This is a genomic window from Gardnerella sp. DNF01195 (genome assembly GCF_049244175.1).
GTDB classification, from domain to species: domain Bacteria; phylum Actinomycetota; class Actinomycetes; order Actinomycetales; family Bifidobacteriaceae; genus Bifidobacterium; species Bifidobacterium leopoldii.
This window is the reverse complement of record NZ_CP058383.1, coordinates 523,945-547,351: the sequence shown is the minus strand read 5'-3', so window position 1 is coordinate 547,351 and position 23,407 is coordinate 523,945. Positions and strand designations below refer to the sequence as shown.

General features: G+C 45.1%; 13 protein-coding genes. All 13 read right to left on the bottom strand.

Features of this window, described 5'->3' with window-relative positions:
* Nucleotides 1–57: 57 nt before the first annotated feature.
* Entirely contained in the window at nt 58–1,083 is a 1,026-nt protein-coding gene (locus tag HXT43_RS01940) for a dihydroorotate dehydrogenase (protein WP_116442756.1), read from the bottom strand.
* Between the two features lie 5 nt (nt 1,084–1,088).
* Nucleotides 1,089–1,985: a dihydroorotate dehydrogenase electron transfer subunit gene (locus tag HXT43_RS01935; RefSeq protein WP_004106407.1), complete on the bottom strand. Its 897-nt coding sequence runs from the start codon at nt 1,983–1,985 to the stop codon at nt 1,089–1,091.
* A 94-nt stretch (nt 1,986–2,079) separates the two neighbouring features.
* Nucleotides 2,080–3,123 carry an orotidine-5'-phosphate decarboxylase gene (gene pyrF, locus HXT43_RS01930; protein ID WP_410294626.1) on the bottom strand — a complete coding sequence of 348 codons (1,044 nt, stop codon included), beginning with the start codon at nt 3,121–3,123 and terminating at the stop codon, nt 2,080–2,082.
* Nucleotides 3,124–3,157: 34 nt separating this feature from the next.
* Nucleotides 3,158–4,570: a dihydroorotase gene (locus HXT43_RS01925; protein WP_410294625.1), complete on the bottom strand. Its 1,413-nt coding sequence runs from the start codon at nt 4,568–4,570 to the stop codon at nt 3,158–3,160.
* A gap of 55 nt (nt 4,571–4,625) precedes the next feature.
* Entirely contained in the window at nt 4,626–5,861 is a 1,236-nt protein-coding gene (gene pyrB / locus HXT43_RS01920) for an aspartate carbamoyltransferase (RefSeq protein ID WP_004119034.1), read from the bottom strand.
* A 141-nt stretch (nt 5,862–6,002) separates the two neighbouring features.
* Complete coding sequence (locus HXT43_RS01915; protein WP_004119033.1) at nt 6,003–6,335, bottom strand: type II toxin-antitoxin system RelE/ParE family toxin; 333 nt, start codon at nt 6,333–6,335, stop codon at nt 6,003–6,005.
* Nucleotides 6,335–6,568: a hypothetical protein gene (locus HXT43_RS01910; RefSeq protein ID WP_308583204.1), complete on the bottom strand. Its 234-nt coding sequence runs from the start codon at nt 6,566–6,568 to the stop codon at nt 6,335–6,337. Before HXT43_RS01910 ends, HXT43_RS01915 begins: the two co-directional genes overlap by 1 nt.
* Before the next feature lie 81 nt (nt 6,569–6,649).
* Nucleotides 6,650–9,838: a bifunctional [glutamine synthetase] adenylyltransferase/[glutamine synthetase]-adenylyl-L-tyrosine phosphorylase gene (locus tag HXT43_RS01905; RefSeq protein WP_174163819.1), complete on the bottom strand. Its 3,189-nt coding sequence runs from the start codon at nt 9,836–9,838 to the stop codon at nt 6,650–6,652.
* Between the two features lie 92 nt (nt 9,839–9,930).
* Nucleotides 9,931–17,532 carry a peptidase gene (locus HXT43_RS01900; RefSeq protein WP_415707152.1) on the bottom strand — a complete coding sequence of 2,534 codons (7,602 nt, stop codon included), beginning with the start codon at nt 17,530–17,532 and terminating at the stop codon, nt 9,931–9,933.
* Nucleotides 17,533–18,291: 759 nt separating this feature from the next.
* Complete coding sequence (metF, locus tag HXT43_RS01895) at nt 18,292–19,146, bottom strand: methylenetetrahydrofolate reductase [NAD(P)H] (RefSeq protein ID WP_116442763.1); 855 nt, start codon at nt 19,144–19,146, stop codon at nt 18,292–18,294.
* A 3-nt stretch (nt 19,147–19,149) separates the two neighbouring features.
* Complete coding sequence (metE, locus tag HXT43_RS01890) at nt 19,150–21,528, bottom strand: 5-methyltetrahydropteroyltriglutamate--homocysteine S-methyltransferase (RefSeq protein ID WP_112928697.1); 2,379 nt, start codon at nt 21,526–21,528, stop codon at nt 19,150–19,152.
* 118 nt (nt 21,529–21,646) lie between these two features.
* Nucleotides 21,647–22,204, bottom strand: a complete 558-nt coding sequence (locus HXT43_RS01885) for a SixA phosphatase family protein (protein WP_004119025.1) — start codon at nt 22,202–22,204, stop codon at nt 21,647–21,649.
* A 9-nt stretch (nt 22,205–22,213) separates the two neighbouring features.
* Complete coding sequence (locus HXT43_RS01880; protein ID WP_101886072.1) at nt 22,214–23,365, bottom strand: tRNA (adenine-N1)-methyltransferase; 1,152 nt, start codon at nt 23,363–23,365, stop codon at nt 22,214–22,216.
* Nucleotides 23,366–23,407 lie beyond the last annotated feature (42 nt).

The window sequence follows — 23,407 nt, the reverse complement described above, 5'->3', positions numbered from 1 at the left end:
GCTCTCTTTCTTAAAATGATTTTAAATACTTTCTAAATACTTTTTAAATACTTAATTTCAGCGCCAAGTTTTGCCTTCAGCGAGTAAAGACGCAAGCTTTGGACGAGAATCAAGCAAATCGTCAAGCTCGCGAGCAATGCGAATAGGAGCAGTAGGATCCACCAAAGCAGCAGCACCAACTTCTACAGCATTCGCGCCAGCATACAAGTATTCCAAAGCTTTTTCGCCAGAATCAATGCCACCAATGCCAATAATTGGAATATCTGGCATAGCTTGACGCACTCGCCACACAAACCCAAGTCCAATCGGGAAAATAGCAGGACCGGAAACACCGCCCGTGCGATTTGCAATAATAGGCTCGCCTGTTCGAATATCAATTCGCAAACCAACTAGCGTGTTAATCATGCTTAAAGCATCCGCTCCAGCATCAACTGCAGCTTTGCAAATCGAAACGATATCCGTCACATTTGGCGTCATTTTTACAATCATTGGCTTGCTTGTCATTGCGCGAAGACGCTTAATTAAGCGGTGCAATGCAACCGGATCAGTGCCAACGCTCATTCCGCCGTGAGTCACGTTTGGGCAGCTTACATTAATTTCAAGCATGTCGGCCGCAGAATCTGCAAGCTTTTCAACAACTTGCGCATAATCGTCGTCACTGTGACCTGCAACATTAGTAATAACAAGTGCTCCCATGGATTTTAGTTTCGGCAACTCGTCTACTAAATAATGGTCGACACCAGGATTTTGCAATCCAACGGCGTTTACCATTCCAGAAGGAGACTCTGCAGTGCGCGGAGAAGGATTTCCTTCCCACGGAACAGGGGAAACACCTTTTGTGCAAATTGCGCCGAGTTGGCTTACGTCATAAAAGCGTCGGCAAGCTGCAAGCTGGAAAGTTCCAGAAGCAGTTCCAACCATGTTTTTCCACTTAACGCCTGCAACTTGAGTTGGATGCTTCCAAATGTGGCTAGTGTCAAAGCCAAAAGTTTCAGCGGAATTTTTTGCGGAACTTGTTGCACAATTTGTTGCAGAATTTGCGTTATTTACAGAATTATTTTCGGCATTATTTACAGCACTCATATTTTTTACTCCCAACCCAAACGATTCGCATCAAAAACAGGACCGTCGTTGCAAACTTTCAGCCTGCCTTCCAAAGTGTCAACAACGCAAGCAACGCAAGTTCCGTATCCGCATCCCATACGCGCTTCTAAACTGAGCTGACACTCAATATTTCTTTCATGTGCCCAGTGAGCTACAGCTTTCATCATAGGCAAAGGACCACAAGACAAAATAACCGTTGGTAAATCGTCGTCGAAATCAAAATGCTTAACTTTTTCAAGTTCGTCAAGAAGTGTAATAACAGTTCCTTCAGCATTTGTAATACTGTGTACGTCTGAAATATATTCTTTCGTTAAATCATCTGCAAAACGTTTGTTACGGTAGCCAAGCACTGCCGTTACGCTAGAATCTTCACGCTTTGAAAGCGCTTGAGCAGCACACAAAATAGGTGGCACGCCCAAGCCGCCACTAACCAACACATAATGTGCAGGTTTGGAAATATTAAAGCCAAGCCCTAAAGGACCAAGAGCGTCAATGCTATCTCCTGGCTTAAGCTCAGCAAACTTAGCAGTGCCTTTGCCAATCACAGCAAAAATCAAAGTAAAAGTATCACCTTCTACGCTTGCAACTCCAAAAGGACGCGGAAGCATAGCAGTTGGGTCAGGGGAATACAAGTTCACAAATTGCGCAGGAGCAGCTTTTTTAGCAATCTCAGAATCTCGCAAAGTTAAACGGTACACGCCTTCGTCTAGCTTCTCATTATTGAGTACTTCTACAGCTCTGCGCCCCCAAAGGCGTGAATATTTTGCATTATTGCTTTCGTCTGCAGAACTTGAGCCGGAAGAATCAAAAGCGTCTTCACGTAACGTAATTATGGCGTTTCCAGAGGCTTTTCGCGTTGGAATAAACATGCCATCACTCATGTGGTTTCCCCTACCCTTGTATGTGTTTTGTACCGTTGCGTTTTATTTTTAATTTTAATTATATTTTTAGTTATATTTATTTTAGTTATACATTCTAGCGATACACTGCATTACGCAAGTCGTCACGCATATTTTTCGCAGCAACAGCTGCAGAATCACGCACAATATCAAGAATGTCATCGAGAGACATATGACCTTGATTTTTAGCGTAATCTTCAGACTTTTTCCAAGCACCAATAATACCGCGCGAAGAATTTACAATAGCACCTTCAGAATTTGCATCAAACATTCCAGCAACATCTTGAGCTGTACCGCCTTGAGCGCCATAGCCTGGAACAAGGAAGAAAGTGTGCGGCATAATCTCGCGCAAATGCTTGCCCTCCTGCGGATGCGTGGCACCTACAACTGCGCCAACTCTTGAATAACCGTGCTTACCAATGCTTGAAGCACCCCAGTTCTCAATCAAATCCGCCATATGCTCATACACTGGCTTGCCATCTTGCAAAATAAGCTCCTGTAGCTCCTTGCTAGAAGGATTCGAAGTGCGAAGCAGCACAAAAATGCTTTTATCGTGCGCTAATGCTTCATCGATAAAAGGCTTCACTCCATCCGAACCCATATAAGGGTTTACTGTAAGCGAATCTTCATGCCAAACGTCAAGATTTTTAGAGCTTTTTAGAAGATTTTTAAGAGATTGTGGTAGTGCGTTGCTATTAGTGGCGTCGTTTTCAAAATATGCAGAAAGATTAGCAAAACCGCTTAAATGAGCCGCATACTGACCAGCTGTAGAGCCAATATCTCCGCGCTTTGCGTCACCTATTACAACTAATCCTTGCGATTTTGCGTATTCGCAGGTCATTGCGTAAGTATCGATACCTGCAGGACCAAGCGCCTCGTACATAGCGATTTGCGGCTTTACTGCCGGCACAATATCCGAAACCGCGTCAATAATCGCACGATTAAACTCAAAATAAGCTGTAGCTAAAAGCGTTGGCAGCGCATCCTCGCCTTCTACTTCTTGCAAAACTTCGTCCGCAAGAGAGCTAATAATTTCGGCAGGAACAATTCCAGGCTTAGGATCCAAGCCCACTACGCTAGGATTTTGCTTGGTTGCAATCGCTTCAATAAGTTCGTCCATAATTTACTACCATTCCAAATTTATATTTAATCAATCACATTCTCGAGAAAGCAATTTCTGAACCAATAATCGTCGCAACAGGCCTGCCCGTAAGTTGCCATCCATCAAAAGGAGTGTTTCGAGCTTTTGAATGGAACGAATTTGCGTCAACCGCCCAATTTTCGCGCATATTAATCAGCACTAAATCAACGTTTTCAGGGTGCTCAGTAATACTTAAACGCAGCGTTCGCTTGTTTGCGCATCGCGAAGAAACGTTAAGCAAAGCCGCAATATCAGTAGGTCTTCTGCTCATCAATTGCATTGGATTTACTGCCATTAATTCGATTAAATGCTTATCGTCCGTATATCCTGCATCAACCAAAACTTTGCGGCACACGCCATACGCGCACTCAAGCCCAATAATTCCGTTAGGAGTGCTTGCAAAATCTCCTGACTTTTCTTCCGCAGTGTGAGGCGCGTGATCTGTTGCAATCATGTCAATTGTGCCATCCGCAATAGCAGCGAGCGTTGCTTGACGATCCGCTTTTGAACGAAGAGGAGGATTCATCTTAGCCATAGCACCATATCGCAAAACATCCTCATCACACAAAGCTAGATAGTGAGGCGCAGTTTCGCACGTAATCGGCAAATCCTCTTTCTTTGCCTTACGAATAGCTTCAAACGCAGCAGCAGTGCTCACATGCTGGAAATGCACATGTACGCCAGTTTCGCGGGAAGCATCAATATCTCGCTGAACAATTGCAAGCTCAGTAGAAGCTGGAATTCCACCAACACCAAGCATTTTTGCGACCGGACCCTCGTTCACAGCTCCCGTATCATGATGCTCACAATGCTCCACGAATGGCAAACCAGTTTGTTTTGCCATAGCTAACACATCTCGCAAAATCGGTTCAGGCACTGCAGCACCGTCGTCGCTTATAGCAGTAATCGGGTGCTTTTTCATAGGAGAAGTTTTTTCGTCGTCGTCGATTCCAGCAACATACTTTTTCCAAAGCTCAATATTGCTTGGCTTTAAGCCTTTACGATTCAATGATGCGCACACGCTCAAATCGTAGCGAACTGGCAATTTTACGCCGTAAATGCAGCCATAGCGCTGCAAATAGTCGACTACATTATCTACATCAAATGGAGCATCTTCCCAAGGCTCGCCGTCAAGAGCTGGAACAGTATTTGGCATAATCAAAACTTGCGTATAACCGCCAGCCGCAGCAGCCTCACTGCCGGTCATCATTGTTTCTTTTGCTGTTTGACCTGGATCTCTAAAATGCACATGCGGATCTGCAAAACCAGGAGCAACAACCCAATCACTTGCGTCAATATCGCCAGTAACGCGCGCATTCTGCTCTATAAGGGCATCCTGACGAACGCCATCAACAATAAGATCAATACGTTCGCCAGTATCCCACACAGAGATATTGCGCAAAGTTAAGGTGCCTGATTCGTTCATTTCACTCCTGGTTTTGCGTAATTTTTACAGTTATATAATAATATTATTAAATTTTTTATTTAGTTTCTGCTTCTTCGTCGCAATACATGCAACGATACTCTTGCCTTACGGAATCAGCTTTGTAGAACTTACGTTTAAGAGTTAGTTCGCTGTTTGTTATGCAACGAGGATTCGGGCAAGTAAGATCTTCAGGCGCATTCACGTCTGTTACGTGCACGCGAGGATCCGTTAATGAAATTCCGTGTGCGTCAACTGCTTGCAATTCGTCTTCTGGCACGTTTACAAAATCAGTTGGTTCGTAGCCGCAAAGCTCGTCTCCAAGAACGGAACTTTCCAAAGCCATACGCATAAGCATACCGTTTTTAACCTGCTCAAAATATGCTGCGCGAGGATCGTCATCAACGTCAACAGAAATCTCGTTAATTCGAGGAAGCGGATGCAGCACAGGCATATGCGACTTTGCTTTTTGCAATTTTTCTTCAGTCAAAATGTACGTGTCACGAAGTCGCAAGTATTGCTCGCGATCCGTAAAACGCTCTTCTTGCACGCGGGTCATGTAAAGCACGTCAAGCTTGCCAATAACTTCCATCAAGTCGCGAGTTTCTTCGTAAGTGCACGAAGGAGTGTCATTAATGCGGTCGATTACGTACTGCGGAGTTTTAAGCTCATCCGGGCTAATCAGCACAAAATGAACGTTTCCAAAGCGGCACAAAGTTTCAATAAGCGAGTGAACTGTGCGTCCATAAGTTAAGTCGCCGCACAAACCGACAGTGAGATTATTAAGGCGACCAAAACGCGCGAGAATAGTTGCCAAGTCTGCAAGAGTTTGAGTTGGGTGCATGTGGCCGCCGTCACCTGCGTTAATAATAGGCGTGCTCACAGCTTGCGTTGCAACAAAAGCAGCACCCTCCTTTGGGTGACGCATTGCAACAACATCAACATAGTTAGACACGACTTTCAAAGTATCGTTTACAGTTTCACCCTTGCTTGCACTAGAAAGTTGCGCACCTGCAAAACCGATTACCTTTCCACCTAAACGCAGCATTGCTGTTTCGAAGCTTAAGCGAGTGCGCGTGCTCGGCTCATAAAAAAGAGTGGCCAACACTCTGCCATCGCAAGTGTGAGCCACTTCTTTACGGTGCGAATCAATGTATCGCGCTTTGTCTAAGAGCATTCGTATTTGCGCAGTTGAAATATCATCTAATGTAACAACACTTTTGCCAGCTAGAGAATTTGCAATTGTGCTGCGAGAAAAAGTTTGATGCAAAGAACTAGAAATTGCGTTCGTCATAATAAGTACCGCTCACCTTCCGTCAATTGGCAAGACGGTCGCAACCACACGCGACCTACGTAATTTTACTGATTAGCGTTGACGAATTTATATATGGAGTGGCGAACAACTATAACTTATTATGCAACATTTAATAAGCATTCAATCCAATAAATCTATTTGTTCCAATACAGTTTGTTGATTACGCCTACCATAAGTAACCTTCAAAATATAAACTGTATTTTCTTCTAAAACAACTCTGTAATAAACAAGAAAATTCTTTACAACTATACGACGCACGCCAAGTGAATTCCAAGGCTCATACTTGACTGCAGGCGCAAACTGAGGGAAAAGAGACAGTCTTTCAATACTAGATTTAATAAGATTAATAATTCTTACGGAAGTTTTCTTAGAGATATTAGATGCAATATAGTCTCTTATATTTTTTAAATCATTTTCTGCATCTTGAGTAACAAGAATATTAAAAGAACTCATTACAAGCCCTTTTCTAACTCAGCAAAAACATCCGCATATGGGCGTGCTAAACCAGAAACTGACTGCTTATAACTATGCATAAGTTTTGCAGCAAAATCAGTAGATAATAATTCGTCATTTTCTTCTAAATTTTCACTACTGACTGCTTGTCTTATAGTTGCAGAAGCATCAGCATAAAAAACTGAAGAGTTAGCTCTTTCTTTTACATCATTACTTATTACTGCATTTTTCATTAAAAATCACCTCCCGTCTTGTAATTATAACTTAAAACAAATAATGCAACAATAAATGTAAAGTGACTAAAGATGAAATGATTAGCGAGCGTAGAAAAGACGAGACATGATTTCGCGGCACTGACGCATGGTTGCTAAAAGATCGTTTTCAAAAACGCGGCCCTGATTCGGCTCATAGCCAAGGTAAGTTGCGATTCCGCCCAAAGAATACGAGTCAGTTGGAATAATATCTGCGCGAGCCATTGAGCCAGACCACAAGAAGTTTGCGTTGCGCACTGCAGAACACATATGCCAGCAGCGGCTTAAAACTTCAGCATCCTCGTCGCTTATAAAATGCTCAGATTGCAATGCTTTCAATGCTTGCATAGTTCCAACTACTCGTAAAGATTCATGCTTTGAAGCATATTGCAATTGCATCAATTGCACAGTCCACTCAACATCGCTTAAACCGCCACGACCAAGCTTCAAATGCCTATCCCTACTCACACCTCGAGGCAAACGCTCCGCTTCCATGCGCGCTTTAAGCTTACGAATTTCAGCAAGCTGAGAATCACTAAGAGGATTTGCAGCGTAGCGCAATTCGTTCACAACGCCATCAAGCAAAGCATCCGCCAATTCCTTAGAACCTGCAGCGAAACGCGCTCGCAACAACGCTTGATGCTCCCAAGTACTAGACCACTGACGATAATAATTTTCGCAAGATTCTAGCGAACGAACAAGCGGACCGTCTTTCCCTTCCGGACGCAAATCCAAATCGACCATGATTTTTGGTTCAAGCGTAAGAGGACCTTGCAAAATATTACGCAAAATATCTACAGTTTTTTGCGCAAAGCGGTGAGCTGCATTTAAATCGCAAACTTCACCAACCGGCTTGTAAATTACCATAATATCTGCATCAGAACAGAAGTTTACTTCTCTACCACCGTAGCGACCTAAAGCAATAATAGCAATTTCAGCTTGAGGAGCATTCAAATTCATGACTGACACAGCTTCACGCATAGACCATTGCAAAGTCGCATCTAAAATAGCATCAAACACATCACTCATTGCAAGCATAGAAGTATCGTCATCAATAAGACCACACATCCAAGCTAAAGCTACTCGCTCAATTTCCTGCCGGCGAAGAGCGCGCAAAGACTGCGCAAAATCCGCAATATTACTTGCATAACGCGCAACCATTGCACTAGTTTGCATGTCAAGACTTGCCCTATCGCGCGCAGATAACGCTTCGTCGTCTCCAAGCCAAGTAATAGACTGCATAGACTGCATCATAGCGTCGCCAAGATAGCGCGAATCCGCCAAAACGTGGCAAAGACGCTGAGCTGCGGAAGGAGAATCACGCAAAAAACCAAGATACGTATTTTTTCCGCCAAAACGCTCCGCAAGACGCCGCCACGCAAGCAAACCCATATCCGGATTCTGCCCGTCGCCAAGCCACTTCAACACTGCCGGAAGCAAAATTCTATGAATTTTAGCAGCCCTAGAAAGCCCCTCTGTAAGCGCTTCAACATGCAACTGTGCTGCGCGAGCATCCGCAAAACCAATAGAAGCAAAGCGCGCGCGAGCAGCCTCCGGCGAAAGCACAATAGGATCCGCATCCGTTTGAGCGTTAATAGGAAGCATCGGACGGTAGTAAATATCCTTATGCAAGTGCCGAATTTCACGACGAGCTTTATCAAAACGCGCAACTAACTCTTCCGGACGAAGCCGCACAGCACGAGCAAGTCGGCAAATCTGCTCATTGTTGTTAAGCTGCTCTGTAGAAATTGTGCGCGCGCGATCCAAGCCGCCGTTTCCTTGCGCACCCAAATCTGGGAACAAATGCGTGCGATGCATACTCCACATTTGCTGACGATGCTCAAGAACACGCTCAAAACGGTAGTGTTCTGCCAATAGCGCCGCCTGAGACCTAGAGACGTAGCCACCTTGAGCCAACGCTTGCAAAGCGGAAATAGTATCCCTTACTCGAAGCGACTCATCCTCACTTCCGTGCACAAGCTGCAGCATTTGCACAGTAAACTCAACATCGCGCAAGCCGCCTTTACCAAGTTTCATATCCAAATCGCGTTGAGAAGCCGGAATAAGCGACTCCACACGCTGACGCATATGCTGGCAGTCAGCTACAAAATGCTCACGACCAGAAGCCTTCCAAATAAACGGCTCGACCATATCGCGATAAGCTTTTCCAAGATCCGTATCCCCTGCTGCAGGGCGCGACTTCAAAAGCGCCTGAAACTCCCAGCTACTCGCCCACTTTTCATAATATTCTCTATGAGAATCAAGCCTACGAACAAGAGGACCATCCTTACCTTCCGGGCGAAGCGCAGTATCAATCTGCCAAAGCGGAGGCTCCACAGAGCCCATAACCACCGACTGGCATACTTTTTGCAAAACCATTGCCATAGAAACACCAACGCGCAAAGCAGCATCCTGGTTCTGCTTGTTGCTTAAATCCGCAGGCTCCACAACATAAATCAAATCGATATCGGAAACGTAGTTAATTTCTTGCGCTCCAAGCTTGCCCATAGCAATAATCGCAAATCTGCATGCGGAAGAACCAGTAACCTGTCCTCGCGAAATAGACAACGCTGCCTCTAAAACAGCATCGGCAGCGTCGGAAAGCTTACGGCTAATATCTGGCTGCACTTCAACAGGGTCAGCGCTCGCTAAATCAGCCGCCATAATTGCAGCAACATGCTCACGGTAGCGCGCACGAAGCGCAGAAACTGCTTGTGCAAAGCCGAGTGATGTTAAGTAAATTGTGTTAGAATCGCTGCTTTCAGAAGAAACAACTGTTGCAGTGTAAGCTTGTATTGCTTCGAGTAAGTCTTTTACGCGTTCTTCCCTAGTCATTGCAAAAAGATGATTCGGGTCATTTGCTGCAGCTTTTATAAGATTAGGCCTTGTGCGCATAAGCATTGCCAACGCGTTAGACGCACCTAATACTTGCATTAGGCTTGTTAATGAGTCAGATATTTGCGAATTTGAAGTTGAAATATTATTTATTATTTCGGGGTATGCTTCACTTAAATCTTGCAATGAAAGCAATGCAGAATCTGGATCTTCAACTGTAAGCGCGCTTCTTAGTAGTGTTTCAAACGATATTTTATTGCAGTTTTTGCGTATTGCCATCATTGCGCAACGTGCGGCATCCGGGCGAGCAAAGCCCGCTTTAATAAGGCTTCTTGAGGTGAGTGCGGAAGAGTTTGTGCTGCTTTCGTTGCAGTTGGTTTCAGTAGTTGTACTATCTGTTCTGTTCGCACTTTCCATACCGCAACTTTACATTGTGGTGGTGTACAAAAATCCCTCGCGGATTATCGGAAGATAACCTGCGAGGGAATTTGCTTAATTACGGCGCAAGACTACTCGTTAGAGTGCTTGCGGCGGCGAGAAGCTATGCCTGCAACACCAAGTCCGGAGAAGACTGCGGCAAGACTTGCAAACAAGCCAGTTGCAGCACCCGTCTTAGCAAGACCACTAGCATTACCGGAAGCACCAGAAGCATTACGCCACGCAGCCTTAGCGTTCTTAAGCTTCCTCAAAGCGGCATCAACCTGAGCCTGAGTAGCATTCTTATCAGCAAGCACACGCTTAGCCTCAGCCAAAGCACTCACATAAGCTCTAGCAGCAGCAGTATTCGCCTTAGACGCAGCAGAAGAATCCGCTTCAGCATTGTTAACCTCAACTCTCAAAGCAGTCTTATCAACCGAAGCACTCTGAGAATCAGTAGTCTCAAAACCAGCAGCAGAACCAGAACCAACACCAGAACCAGAGCCGCTTCCAACACCACTATCAATACCAAACGGGTGATTAATCTTATCCTTAGCAGCCTGAAGCTTCCTCAAAGCCTCATCAACCTGAGCCTGAGTAGCGTTAGGATCTGCAAGCACACTGTTAGCCTCAGCCAAAGCCTTGTTATACGCGTCAATATCCTCAGTCATTCCAATCATAAAGAATACAGAATCACGGAACTTAGCATCAGCATCCGCCTCAGTCTGAAGCTTAGACTTATCAGTCTTATTAGAATCAGTAAGCTTCTTCTTAGCATTCTGGAGCTTCTTCAAAGCCTCGTCTACCTGAGCCTGCGTTGCATTCTTATCGTCGAGAACCTTGTTAGCGTCTTCGAGCGCCTTCTTGTAGGCGTCAAGAGCTTGCTTAGACGCGTTATCACCCTTAGCTTGAGCATTCTGATACTCAGGCGTCTTAGTGAAATCAGAATCCTTACCAGCTTCAGCAGTCAGATCAGTCTTATCAGTCTTATAACCATCAGAAAGCTTAGACTTAGCATCCTGAAGCTTCTTCAAAGCATCATCAACCTGAGCCTGGGTTGCATTCTTATCGCCGAGAACCTTATTCGCATCCTCAAGAGCCTTCTTGTAATCCTCAAGAGCCTGCTTAGACGCGTCATCACCCTTAGCTTGAGCATTTACGTACTCAGGTGTCTTAGTGAAGTCAGAATCCTTGCCAGCTTCAGTGTTCAAATCAGACTTATTAGTCTTGTAGCCGTCAGTAATCTTCTTCTTGGCATCCTGAAGATCCTTCAAAGCAGCGTCAAGTTCCTGCTGGGTTGGAGCCTTATCCATGCCGTCTGGAAGCTTACCCTTTGGCTTGCCAGTAGTGCGATCAAAGGCATCAAGAAGCTTCCTGGCAGCCTTGAGCTTTTCGGTGTAGGCATCTAGTGCCTTCTTGGCAGCTTCATCACCCTTCGCAGTCGCGTTCTTGAACTCTGGAGTGTTCTCGAACACGTCGGTGCTGGTGTCGTCCTTGCCGTCCTTAGACTTATCAACTTCTTCTTGCAAGTCGTGCGGGCTAGTGACGTAGTTCTTAGTAATCTTATCCTTAATTTCCTTCAGATTATTAAGAGCCTCGTCAACTTCTTGCTGAGTTGGAACATCCTTAGCACCAGGCTTTGGTTTACCGTCATCACCAAACTTTTCAAGCAAAGTCCTAGCTTTCTTCAACGCTTCTTTATAAGCAGTAACGTCAGCATTATCCTTGCCGTCATCAGTCTTCTTAGCAAGCGCATTCTGATACTCAGTAGTACTCTCAAATGACCCAGCAGTTGGCTTAGCAGTAGGATCTGTCGTATCGGCAGTAGACTTCGCAGCTTCAGTCTTCAAATCGTCAATCTTAGTACCGAAGCTGTCGTCGATTGCCTTTTTAGCATCTTGCAAAGCCTTAAGAGCATCATCAACTTCTTTTTGAGTTGGCTGTTTATCAGCTTCAACATTTGGATCAGGATTATTCACCTTGTTGATGAGTTCCTGCGCAGCCTTGAGCTTTTCGTTGTAAGCTTCCAGCTTTGCAGTCGCATCAGCGTCGCCAGCGTTCTTCTTTTCAAGAGCGTTCTTGTACGGAATCGACTCTTCAAACTTAGGAGTTACAGGCTTGCCGTCTTGATCCTTATCACCGACCTCGTTATTAAGCTTGTCAACGTTGGTCTTGTAGCTGTCAGCAATCTTCTTCTGAGCAATATTGAGCTGCTTTACTAACGCATCAACCTCACGCTGAGTAAGCTTGCTAGTATCCTTAAGCTTTTCAGCAATCTTAGCAATCTGACCTTCAAAACCAGTTTGCTTAGTAGCATCGCCCAAGTCCTTTCCAGCCTGATCATGCTTTGCGTTGTTAGCGTCAGCCTTGATTGCTTCAGCATTCTTGTATTCAGGAGTCTTCTTGAATACATCTTCTGCGTATTCCTTAGCTTGCTTAAGCTTATCAACGTTTGTCTTATAGCCGTCGGTAATAGCTTGCTTAGCTTGCTTCAAGGCCTCAAGAGCATCATCAATCTGTTTCTGAGTTGGATGATCGCTGAGCGTATTGGATGTGTTATCTTGCGCCAACTTGCGTGCCTTTGCCAAAGCATCCTTGTACGCTTTCACATCATCATTGTCTACCTTCTTACCGTCAGCGCCATCCTTCTTCTTAGCATCAGCATTCTGGAACTCAGGCGTATTCTCGAAGTCGTCTTCAGTAACAGCAGCATGCTCTGGAGTAGACTTCTTAGTTTCTGTCTCAAGATCAGTAGTAACAGTCTTATACTTCTCAATCTCAGTACGAGCATCGTCGAGAGCCTTAAGTGCGGCGTTGATGTCTTTTTGAGTTGGCTTTGCGTCTTGCGGCGTGTCAGCGCTGTCATGCTTCTTCAAAAGCTCCTGAGCTTTTGTCAAAGCTTCATCATACGCCTTCTTGGCTTCCTTAGCAGCGTTGTTCCTCTCGGTATCTTCAACTAACTTAGTTGGGTCAGTTGCATCCGCCTTCATGAAGTGAGGATCAGACGCATTGCGATACGCATCAGAAGTTTGCGTTCCTTCTGTAGCTGCAGGGCCCTCTGTAGAGCCGTGCTTCTTTACGCTTTCCACAAGCTTGGCGGTGTCGGTGTTGTAAGCGTCGAGAGCCTTGCGTGCTTCATCAAGCTTCTTCAACGCATCATTGACTTCCTTCTGAGTTGCAGCAGGATTCTTGAGCAATTCCTTAGCTTCATTAAGAGCTTTGCCATAATCGTCTACAGCCTTTTTAGCTGCTTCTTTCTTAGTTGCATTCTCAGTGCCATCATCATTCTTGAAATCAGGCACAGAAGCATTCTTATACGCAGGAGTCTGCTTGGTTGCATCATCCTCGTTAACAGACTTAAGCAGCGCGTCAGTCTTGGTTGCAAACTTATTCAACTCAGCAGCTGCAGCGTTCATTTCCTTAAGGATAGCGTCAACATCCCTATCCAGAGGCTCGCCTTGTGCGTGTGCCTGAATATTCTTCAGGTAGTCTCCGCTGTCAGGGTTGCCATCCTTATCAGGAGTATTTGTATCAGGAATATCATTACCATCTGCTTGATCCTTAGGCATCTTTTTCTCAAGCGCCTGTTGTAGCTTCTTTACGGCATCGTCATACTTCTTCTTAGCAGCCTTTGCATCCGCGCTTGCATCAGCTTCAGATACATTCTTATACGCAGGGCTGAGCTTTATAGCAAGGTCATTAAACACAGCTGCCGAAAGCCTGCTGGTATTAGTTGCATACTTGTCGATGACTTTACGAGCATCTTCAAGAGCTTTCTTTGCATCGGCGATGTCTGTAGCAGTTGGCTGCTCAGCTGGATTAGTTTTAGCAAACTTTTCCTTCAGAGCCTTAGCTTTTTGATAAGCATCGTTGTAATCTTTGAATGCTTTCTTAGCATCAGTGTCTCCAGCTTGCGCCTTATCGAAAGCGTTGAAGTAGGCTGGCATCAGATATCCGCTAAAGTTGTCTGCAAGAGCTTTCGTAAGATCGTTAGCATCGGACTTATAATTCTCATGCAGAGCGTTTTCGGCCTTAGTTAATGCATCTTTAGCATCATTAACTTCTTTTTGAGTTGCATTATCTTTCTTAAGAACCTCACGAGCCTTAGCTAACGCAGTGTCATAGTTTTCAACAGCAGTTTTAGCAGCAGGGTCGGTGTCTTTCTTCGCAGCGGCATTCTTGTAGAAGGTACTCTGCTTGCTTGCATCATTATTAGGATTATCAAAGGTGAGCTTTTCGGCAGTTATAAGCTGCGACTTATCGGTTGCTTTAGCGTCAAGAGCTGCTTTGGCTTTTTGAAGCTCATCAATAGCTGCATTAACGTCCTTTTGAGAAGCACTTGGATCCTTAGAAAGATCGTTTGCCTTCTTTACAGCGTTATCATAAGCTGTACGCTCTTTTTCAGTTGCGTTTTGATATGCTGGGTCAGCGGTCTTGAGCTTCTCCTCGCCTTGCTTAGACGTATCACCAGTCTTTACCTTACCATGCTGAGCGATTGCATTATTCAACTCATCCTTGTTGGTGCTGTACTTATCAAGCTCCTTACGCGCAGCATCAAGCTTTGCCTTAGCAGCGTCAACGTCTTTTTGCGTGGCGTTGTTGTTGTCCCTTGCAGCTTCAGCAGCTTGAAGTGCTTCATCGTAAGCTGTCTTTGCTTTCTTAGCAGCTTCGTTCCTGTCGGTGTCGGCAGAACCATCTGACTTCTTAAAGTCAGGATCGCTCACATTCTTGAACTGGTTTGTTGCTTGCGTGCCTGTAGCAGCTTGCTGACCTTCTGCAGCTTTACCGTTCTCATCGATGGATTTCTTAAGCTCCTCTTTCTTGGTAGCGTCACCATCAAGAGCTTTGCGAGCTTTTTCCAGCTTAATGGTTGCGTTATCAACCTCAGCCTTAAGCGCTTCGGTTAAATCAGCATCAGCTGTGTTACCAACTTTTTCAAGCGTTTGTTTAGCAACCTTCAACGCATCATCATAGTCGCTCTTTACCTTGTCCGAAGCGTTGTAGTATGCAGAATCAGTAGGAACTTCCTTACCCTCAACATGGGTAGTCTTGTGATCCTCAACCGACTTCTTCAAATCACTTGTCTTATGATTCGTCTGCGGCACAAAGATAACGTTAATTGCCTTCGTGGTGTTGTTTGGGTTCTTTCCATCTGGATGCGTGTACACATACTGATAGGACTCCATGCCATACGGAGCAACAAACAGACGCGCTCTGTAGATCTTGCCGTCCTTAGACGCAAGTTCTACAGGTTTAGCCTCGTCATCCCACTTATATGTGCCAGTCTTTGCGAGCACATCACCCATATTCTTTTCGGTACCTGTAATCTGAGGATCACCAGTCCAATAACCGCTGTTCATAATGCCAAGCGTAAGCGCGCCTGTTGGCTCGCCATTACTATCAATCACGTAATAAACGTGCGACTTCTTTTCTTTTCCAGTCTCACCTTCATGGTCGATATGCTCGTCACCCTTAAGCACACGCAAACCTGCTTTGCCAGCCTTCGGTGTAGCTGTGAGCAACTTGGTAATGTCGCTAGACTTAAACGCGACAGCCTTAGTTGGGTCGTAGCGGTAAATGATAGTCTTGTGGTCTTCGCTCCAAGAAAGACCCTCATCACTGTCACGGCCGTCAATTTTATTATTCTTCCACGAAACGTCGTAATCCTCGCGAATATTCACAAGCTTCGTTAGCTTGCTCTTCGTCACATCAGACGTAAACTCAGCAACCGCTTTATCGGTTTTAATCTTAACAGTAATCTTGTTCTCTTGCCTACCATTTGAGATGCCCTGATTGCCAGTACCAGATGCAGTAAGATTGCCAGTAAGATACGAAAGCGTAATCTGATCTACACTGGTAAGACCAAGTTCCTTATTATCTTTGTTGGCATCCAAAATCGACTGTTTAATGCTCTTAATCTCAGCATCAGAGTAAGCGAGTGGATTGTAGATAACAGTTGCGGTACTTTCTGCAGGAACCTTAATCTGATCTTCGGTAAACTTCTTCAACACAAGGTCACGCAGAGCAATCTTAGGAGCATCTTTTTCATCCACGCCGTCAAAATGGATTACAGCATTATCTCCATCAAACGAAATCTTATCTGCTGTAACGCCATTAATCTTGGCAAGCTTCGTCTTAATTTCTTCCTTAACTTCAGCCGAAAGATTAGTCGGATCTTCCACAATCGGCTTGTCAATGCGATCATCGTAGCGCGCAACGGTAAGCGGAATAGCCTCAGACTTAAAGCCCAAATCCGTAACCATATAGGCGTTAAGCGTCTTCGCGCCAACTACGTAAGTATTATCATCGCCAGCTTTTTTAGCATTAATAGCATCAAACGTATTCTTGTCGTAAGCATCCGCAGACCTTACGTTAATATTTTGCGTAAACGTTCCAGAAAGCTGATCATTTACAGACTTCTTATCACTACGCGCTGTCTCAATATTGCCAGCTTCAGTAATTGCTGCTTGAACCTTTTCTGCCGTAAGAGGCTGATTATATTTCAGCACCACTGATCCAGAAGTTTTTGGCGGAACAAGCGTTACAGCACGGAATACATTCGTTTTATATGCAATAGTTTCTGTACTACTACCATCTTTAGTTACATACACGAAAATAGAACGACTGCCTACATACTTCTCAGCACCGCCATTAAGGTTACCATCCCTAAAAAGAGTGTTCATCGTAAGAGTTGCAGATCCGTCGGAATTAGCAGTAAATATATATTCGCCAGAATAGGATTGATGCTTGCCTAAATTTTTCGAGTAAAAATCAATACCTCTCTCACTTTTTTCATTATTGAAACCATTTGTCTTAGCAGGGAAAATAGCAATACTGGTAATCTTGCTGCCATCTTTTGGCTTTGCAAAGTGGAAAGTAACAGTATGCTTTTCACCATCTAAGCTATACGTGTTGTCTGAGCTTCCCCAAGCATACGCATTTGGTACAGTGTCAGCGTTATTCTCGTTAATTTCAATCTTGGTATTAGTGGAATCCGATGTATCAGGATTAATTTTACTAGGATCTTGGTTTGCTGCATTATTATTAGAAGCGCGATCCTGATTTACGGACTCAGTAGCCTCAGTTTGCTGATTTTCAGCAACCGCCGCACGCTTTGTACGCTTCCTTACAGTAGTTTTTGCAGGGGTGCTACTAGCTACATCAGTCTTATCAGTAGCAGTAGTGCTATCTGTAACCTTCTTATCTACAGACTCAACACTCGCAGTCTTCTGTTCAGTCTCAGTAACACCAGCCTCACCGTCAACCTTTACTACAGACTGCGTAGAAGTTTTCGTTTTGTTAGCCAGTTTCTTTTCAAGATTAGTCTTGCCAGGTTTCTCTTCAGGCTGCTTCTTTTCTTCAGACTTTTGCTCAGAATCTTTATTAACATCAGTCTGATTCTTCTTAACCTCTTCCTTAGCTTTATCAGACTTAGCAGCATCCTTATTCTCAGCCTCAACACCAGGCTTCTTACCAGCCTCAACAGGAACCGAAGCCGCACCAGCCGCAGCACCATTCTCCGCCGCCATTGCCGGAGTTGCTCCAAAAGCGAACGCCGCACCAGCCAACACGCCAGCGGCTCCAACCGTAAATGCTGCCACCTTGCGTGCATCCACAGCCTTAGCAATCGCATTACTTACTGCAGCATCCAATGTAACCTTGCGTGCATGCCTTCCGGAATTTGAATTAGCCATTGTGTATCTCCTTGAATACCAGATTCTCTCTGAACAAGTCTTTATGAATTTATTAGTGAAGAGCTTTGTGCAGTAATCAAACGCTGATCGAACTACGGTCAAATACATATGAAACTTCTGCTCAGCTCTCAAAAGCGCAATCTCTTTTATTGAGATTTACATTCAATAATACCGAATATACGAATATTTTGCAACGTATTTGTTATAATGTATAGCCTATGAAGCCCCCCCCCCAGAGGCTTTATTCCAACATTTTTAGCAGATTTTTGGGGCGAAAACTTTCATAACAAATGTAAGCTAGATTACAGTTTTAATGGTGATTCTAAACACATGTTTAGTATAAAACGCAATTATTTTATGCATTTATACATTTTTGCGTATTTGTATACATTACACACTCTATGTTAAATTTCAATACTCACTACCACTCGGTCGTGTGGATATTCACGTGGTAGAGATTTGAGATTTTTCGCACTGAACGAGGCGAACGTCAGAGCCGCAGGCTGCTGATTCGTCGAGCGAAGAAGAAAAATCGAAAAATCTCTGTGATAAGGCACGGTTATTAACGAACTAGCATGCAGAGTTTGGGGGGATTTCTTTACGAGCAATAAAAGAGGACTGAGGAAGCAACATTCTTTTAAGAACAAAGCAGACAGTAAAACCTTTAACAGCCAAAGCGACGAAGGACGGGAACTTGCGAGGAGAGAAATCCCCCAAAACTCGCGCCCCAGTAAGCAAAAACTTGTGTAACGCTGCCACCTACCCAATTTTCGTAAAAAGCGGCTTCACATTCGCCCAAATCCTTCGAGCAATACCCGGATGATTCATCGTATACAAGTGAATGCCATCCACGCCTTCTGCAATTAAATCGTTAATCTGCTGGGAAGCAAAAATACTGCCAGCATCACGCAAGCAATCAGCATTACTCCCCCAACGATCCATCATTGCGGAAACTTGCGAAGTAATTCGAGACGCACACAAGCTCGTCATGCGCTTAACTTGCGAAGCGTTCGCAACAGGCATCACGCCAGCTTCAATCGGCACGTTAACGCCGGCGGCACGAGCTAAATCACGGAAGCGCAAAAAATCCTCATTATCGTAAAAAAGTTGCGAAATTAAATGCGTAACACCCGCATCAACCTTGCGCTTCAAATTATCAATATCCGCTTGCAAACTTTCCGCCTCCGGATGCTTCTCCGGGTAGCAAGCGCCCAAAATCGGCAAATCCGGGCGCTTTGAACGAATATAGGAAACCAAATCGCTGGCATGCTCAAAAACGCCTGCCGCCTCCTGGCCTGCAATCACGTCGCCACGCAAAGCCAAAACGCCTGAAACGCCAGCATTATCAAACATTTCCAAAGCTTCATCAACAGCATCATAATCAAGGTAGCGAGCTGTTAAATGAGCAACTGCGTCAATGCCATATTCGGAGCGAATCGTATGAGCAATACGCGCAGTAGCAGTACGATCCTGCAGCTTTCCAGTGCCGTAAGTAACCGAAATAAAATCCGGGTCAAGACCCTTCAAGCCATCCAAAGTATCGTAAATCGTACCAATAGGAGATGTGCGCTTAGGTGGAAAAACTTCCAGCGAAAACTTTGGTTTATACGGCATAGCTCACCCCCTATTTAGATTGTTGCTTACATTGCCGCTTAGATTTCCGCTTTGCTTGTTGCTTTGCTGATTATTAGAAAGCTCCGCACGGACCTCTTTAGCAGCAGCGACAAGATTCTCCAAGCTTGGCCAAGTTTCAGCGTCGCCTCGAGTTTTAAGACCGCAATCCGGGTTAATCCAAAGCTTTTGAGCAGGCATCTTACGCAAAATCTCGTGAATACGCTCCACAAGCTCCGCCTTACCAGGAACGCGCGGAGAATGAATGTCGTAAACGCCAGGACCAGCCTCAGTCTCAAAATGCGCGTCGTGAATAGCGTCAAGCACAACCAAGTCGCCACGAGAAGCCTCAAAAGAAATCACATCCGCATCCATAGCATCAATGTCGCGAATAATGTCATTAAACTCCGAATAGCACATATGCGTGTGAATTTGCGTAGTCGCAGCAACTGCAGAATGAACAAGGCGGAAAGCAGCAATCGCCCAATCCAAATACTTCTTATGCCAATCAGAGCGGCGAAGTGGCAACTTTTCGCGCAAAGCAGCCTCATCAATCTGAATCACACGAATACCCGCACGCTCCAAATCCAACACTTCATCGCGAATAGCAAGAGCCAACTGCTGAGTCTGCTGCTCGTGAGTAATATCCTCGCGAGGCCAAGACCAGTTAAGAATCGTCACAGGTCCTGTAAGCATGCCCTTAACAATATGCTTCGTGCAGCTTTGGGCATAAGCGCTCCAAGCCACAGTAATCGCAGACTCGCGAGAAACATCCGACCACACGATTGGAGGCTTCACGCAGCGAGTACCATAAGACTGCACCCAAGCGTTTTTCGTAAATTTAAAGCCGCGCAAATGCTGGCCAAAATATTCAACCATGTCGTTGCGCTCAAACTCGCCGTGAACAAGCACATCCAAGCCAATTTGCTCCTGATGCTCAATGCACTTGGCAATGCGATTGCGCATAAACTCGTCGTAAGCTTCGCGCGAAATCTCGCCCTTACGAAGAGCAGCTCTAGCGTTACGAATATCCTTAGTTTGCGGGAAAGATCCAATAGTAGTCGTTGGCAAATCCGGTAAGCCAAGAGCTTCCTTTTGCAAACGCTGACGTTCTGCCCTTTCCGGCAATCGCACAAAATCAGAATCTTTAAGATTAGCAAGACGATTAGCAACAGCAGAATCTGCTTTCACGCGCGAACCGTCGAACAAAGCCTGATTTTTAGCCAAAACGTTACTTGACTTGCGGCTTTCGTCACTTTCTGCAGCAAGATTTGCAATATCGCGAATCTCTTGCAACTTTTCAACAGCAAAAGCAAAATATTGCAAAACATCCGCACCCAAAGCATCCTCACCAGCAGTGCTAAAAGGCACGTGAAGAAGCGAGCAAGCAGTAGAAACAGCCACGCGATCCGTAACATTCTCACGCAAAGCGTCAACCAAACCAAGGCTCACAGCATAATCGTTACGCCAAATATTACGGCCATTCACAACGCCAGCAAAAAGCGTAGTTTTTTCGTTCACACCATAACGCTCAATGGCTGCAAGATTTTCTTCCTTGCCTTCCACCAAATCAACGCCAACACCGTCAAAACCAAGATTATTCACAGTTTCGTAAGCGTCAGCAATATTGCCAAAATACGTGTTAAGAAGAAGCTTAACTTCCGCGCCCCTAGCCTCAAGCAAAGGCTTATACAAAGCTTCAAAAAGCTCCAAATCGCCTTCCTCTTTATCAAGCGCCAAATAAGGCTCATCAAATTGCAGCCAAGTTGCGTGAAGTTCGCCAAAACGCTTAACAATACTCGCATAAGCAAAAGCCAGAGCTGAAATCACAGACTCAGTTACTTTCAACTCCTGCGCTTCAGGAGTACGAGCCAACTTCAAAAAAGTGTACGGGCCAATCAGCACAGGCTTCGTTTCCAAACCCTGCGCGCGAGCCTCCAAAAACTCGTCAAAAGGCTTAGTTCCAGCCAAATGCAAGCCTTCCGGATTCTCAACTTCCGGAACAATATAGTGGTAGTTCGTAGTAAACCACTTCTTCATTGGCAACGCCGTCACATCGCCGCGCTCACCCTGATAGCCGCGCGCAATAGCAAAAAGCGTATCCTCAGCATGCTCAAAATTCAATTTACGATAACGCTCAGGCACAGCACCCAGCAAAATAGCAGTATCGAGCATTTGATCATAGTAGCTAAAATCGTTACTTGGAATTAAATCAATCCCAGCTTCAGCTTGCAAACGCCAATGCTTAGCTCGCAAAGACTGAGCAACTTCACGCACTTCATCCAAAGAAGCATCCTGCTTCCAGTAACGTTCAATAATCTTCTTCAACTCACGATTAGCGCCAATACGTGGGAAACCGGAAACAGAAGTAAAAACCGCAGACATACATCCTCCAAAAAATTTCTTTGACTCGCTTTAGCCTAGCAAAGAAATGCTTGAATGCGGTCATTCAAGAACTTGGGGTGTCGTTATAAGCTTAATTTATATGCTTAATTTCGTGTGGTTATGCAAAGGATTTGGGGGTGAGGATTGCGAGGGCCGTGGCACCGCGCAAGCCGCAAGTTGCGAATGGACGATCAGACACAAGCACCACAACAGACGCATTAGCAAGCCCCAAACGCATCGCCCCAAGCACATCCGGATCCGAATCAGGCGAAGAAAGCCACTGCGCAGCCATAGACATCGTCGGCTCATGCCCAACAATCATCGTCGTATGAACATCGCCTCGAATCGCTTGCAACTCGTCCATAACAGATTGCATACCGCCATCGTAAAGACTCTTGCGCGACTCAACCACAGGAGAGTCGCCAAAACGCTTCAACATGCGTTTCAAAGTTTGCTCAGTGCGATTCGCACTAGAACACACAATATAATCCGGCACAAGCTTCAAAGATTCCAAGCCTTTTGCCATAATTTTCGCCTGCTTCAAGCCCTTATCTGTAAGACCACGACCCCAGTCGTCACCCATTTGAGGAGCCTCAGCTTTAGCATGACGCATCAGCAACAAAACGTACTTACTATGATGTGCTTTCTTCATAAGCTTTTTCATTGGTGATGCCATAATGCTCTCCTACTTAGCTTGATTAAGCGCTGATTGTTGTGCAGACTGCGAATCTTGCAAATCTTGCGACTGCGAATCTTCCGGCAATTGCGCAAGCTGCACGTCTAAATCACGTAAAACTTTACGCAATTTACGATCCGAAATATCACGCAAAGACAAGTCTTCCAACTGTTCAGCGCGCTCTTCTGCTGTCATATCGTCAATATCGCTCACAGTATCTTTAGTACCGTGCTCACGCTTTTTCAAAGCGCTAAAACCTTCAGCCATTGCGCGCGAAACAATCAAAAATCCAGTGTGGCCAATCATCGCATGATCCGGACGAACCGCCAAACCTTGAGCTTTCCAAGTGCGTTCCAATGTTTCCTGAATCTCCGGCTCAGTCCACATGCCACTTTCTCGCAAAGCTTCAGCCATGCGAGACATTTGCGTAGTAGTCGTAACGTACGCAACAAGCACGCCTCCAGGCACAATAACTCGATGAGCTTGCTCGAGGCGATTCCAAGGGTCAAGCATGTCTAGCATAATGCGATCCACGCTGTGCGCATCTAAGGTTTTTGCAACAGAATCAAAATCGCCAGTAAGCAAATTCCACCATTCTGGGCGCTTTCCGTAGTACAAAGTTGCGTTAGACTCGGCAATGCGCGCAAAATCCGGGCGAAGCTCAATCGTAGTAAGCTTTCCACACTCCCCAACTGCGTCCAAAAGACTTAAACTCATAGCACCAGAGCCAGCGCCCGACTCCAAAACGCGCATTCCAGAACGAATATCTCCTAAAGCGATTACTTGCGCAATATCTTTCGGATACATAATTTGCGCGCCTCTAGGCATAGAAAGCACGTAGTCAACCATGCGCGGTCGCATAACTACATAATCCCAGCCGCCAATAGCGCGAGCTGCTTTCCAAGGCTTATTGCCAGATTTTGAAAGGTCTTTAGATTCTTGATTTTCGCTATTTTGCTGAGATTCGCGCTTTGCACTAACAGTAGTAATTACAACGCCTTCGCTTTGGCCAATCACGTCGTCGTGACAAATAAGACCGTGCTCAGTTTGTGTAACCCCACCCACAACAAGCTGTGCAGTAATTCGCTTACCTTTACGATCGGTGAATTGAATCTTCTCACCTACTCGTAACACACCACTACGCGAATTAACTGACTGCACAAAACACCTCGCAACTTTAAAGCGACTTTTATTATTGCTACT

Excerpts from the sequence above, each read along its gene's own strand:
- HXT43_RS01940 (WP_116442756.1), bottom strand. The coding sequence starts at position 1,083 with ATGAGTGCTGTAAATAATGCCGAAAATAATTCTGTAAATAACGCAAAT.
- HXT43_RS01935 (WP_004106407.1), bottom strand. The coding sequence starts at position 1,985 with ATGAGTGATGGCATGTTTATTCCAACGCGAAAAGCCTCTGGAAACGCC.
- pyrF (WP_410294626.1), bottom strand. The coding sequence starts at position 3,123 with ATGGACGAACTTATTGAAGCGATTGCAACCAAGCAAAATCCTAGCGTA.
- HXT43_RS01925 (WP_410294625.1), bottom strand. The coding sequence starts at position 4,570 with ATGAACGAATCAGGCACCTTAACTTTGCGCAATATCTCTGTGTGGGAT.
- pyrB (WP_004119034.1), bottom strand. The coding sequence starts at position 5,861 with ATGACGAACGCAATTTCTAGTTCTTTGCATCAAACTTTTTCTCGCAGC.
- HXT43_RS01915 (WP_004119033.1), bottom strand. The coding sequence starts at position 6,335 with ATGAGTTCTTTTAATATTCTTGTTACTCAAGATGCAGAAAATGATTTA.
- HXT43_RS01910 (WP_308583204.1), bottom strand. The coding sequence starts at position 6,568 with ATGAAAAATGCAGTAATAAGTAATGATGTAAAAGAAAGAGCTAACTCT.
- HXT43_RS01905 (WP_174163819.1), bottom strand. The coding sequence starts at position 9,838 with ATGGAAAGTGCGAACAGAACAGATAGTACAACTACTGAAACCAACTGC.
- HXT43_RS01900 (WP_415707152.1), bottom strand. The coding sequence starts at position 17,532 with ATGGCTAATTCAAATTCCGGAAGGCATGCACGCAAGGTTACATTGGAT.
- metF (WP_116442763.1), bottom strand. The coding sequence starts at position 19,146 with ATGCCGTATAAACCAAAGTTTTCGCTGGAAGTTTTTCCACCTAAGCGC.
- metE (WP_112928697.1), bottom strand. The coding sequence starts at position 21,528 with ATGTCTGCGGTTTTTACTTCTGTTTCCGGTTTCCCACGTATTGGCGCT.
- HXT43_RS01885 (WP_004119025.1), bottom strand. The coding sequence starts at position 22,204 with ATGGCATCACCAATGAAAAAGCTTATGAAGAAAGCACATCATAGTAAG.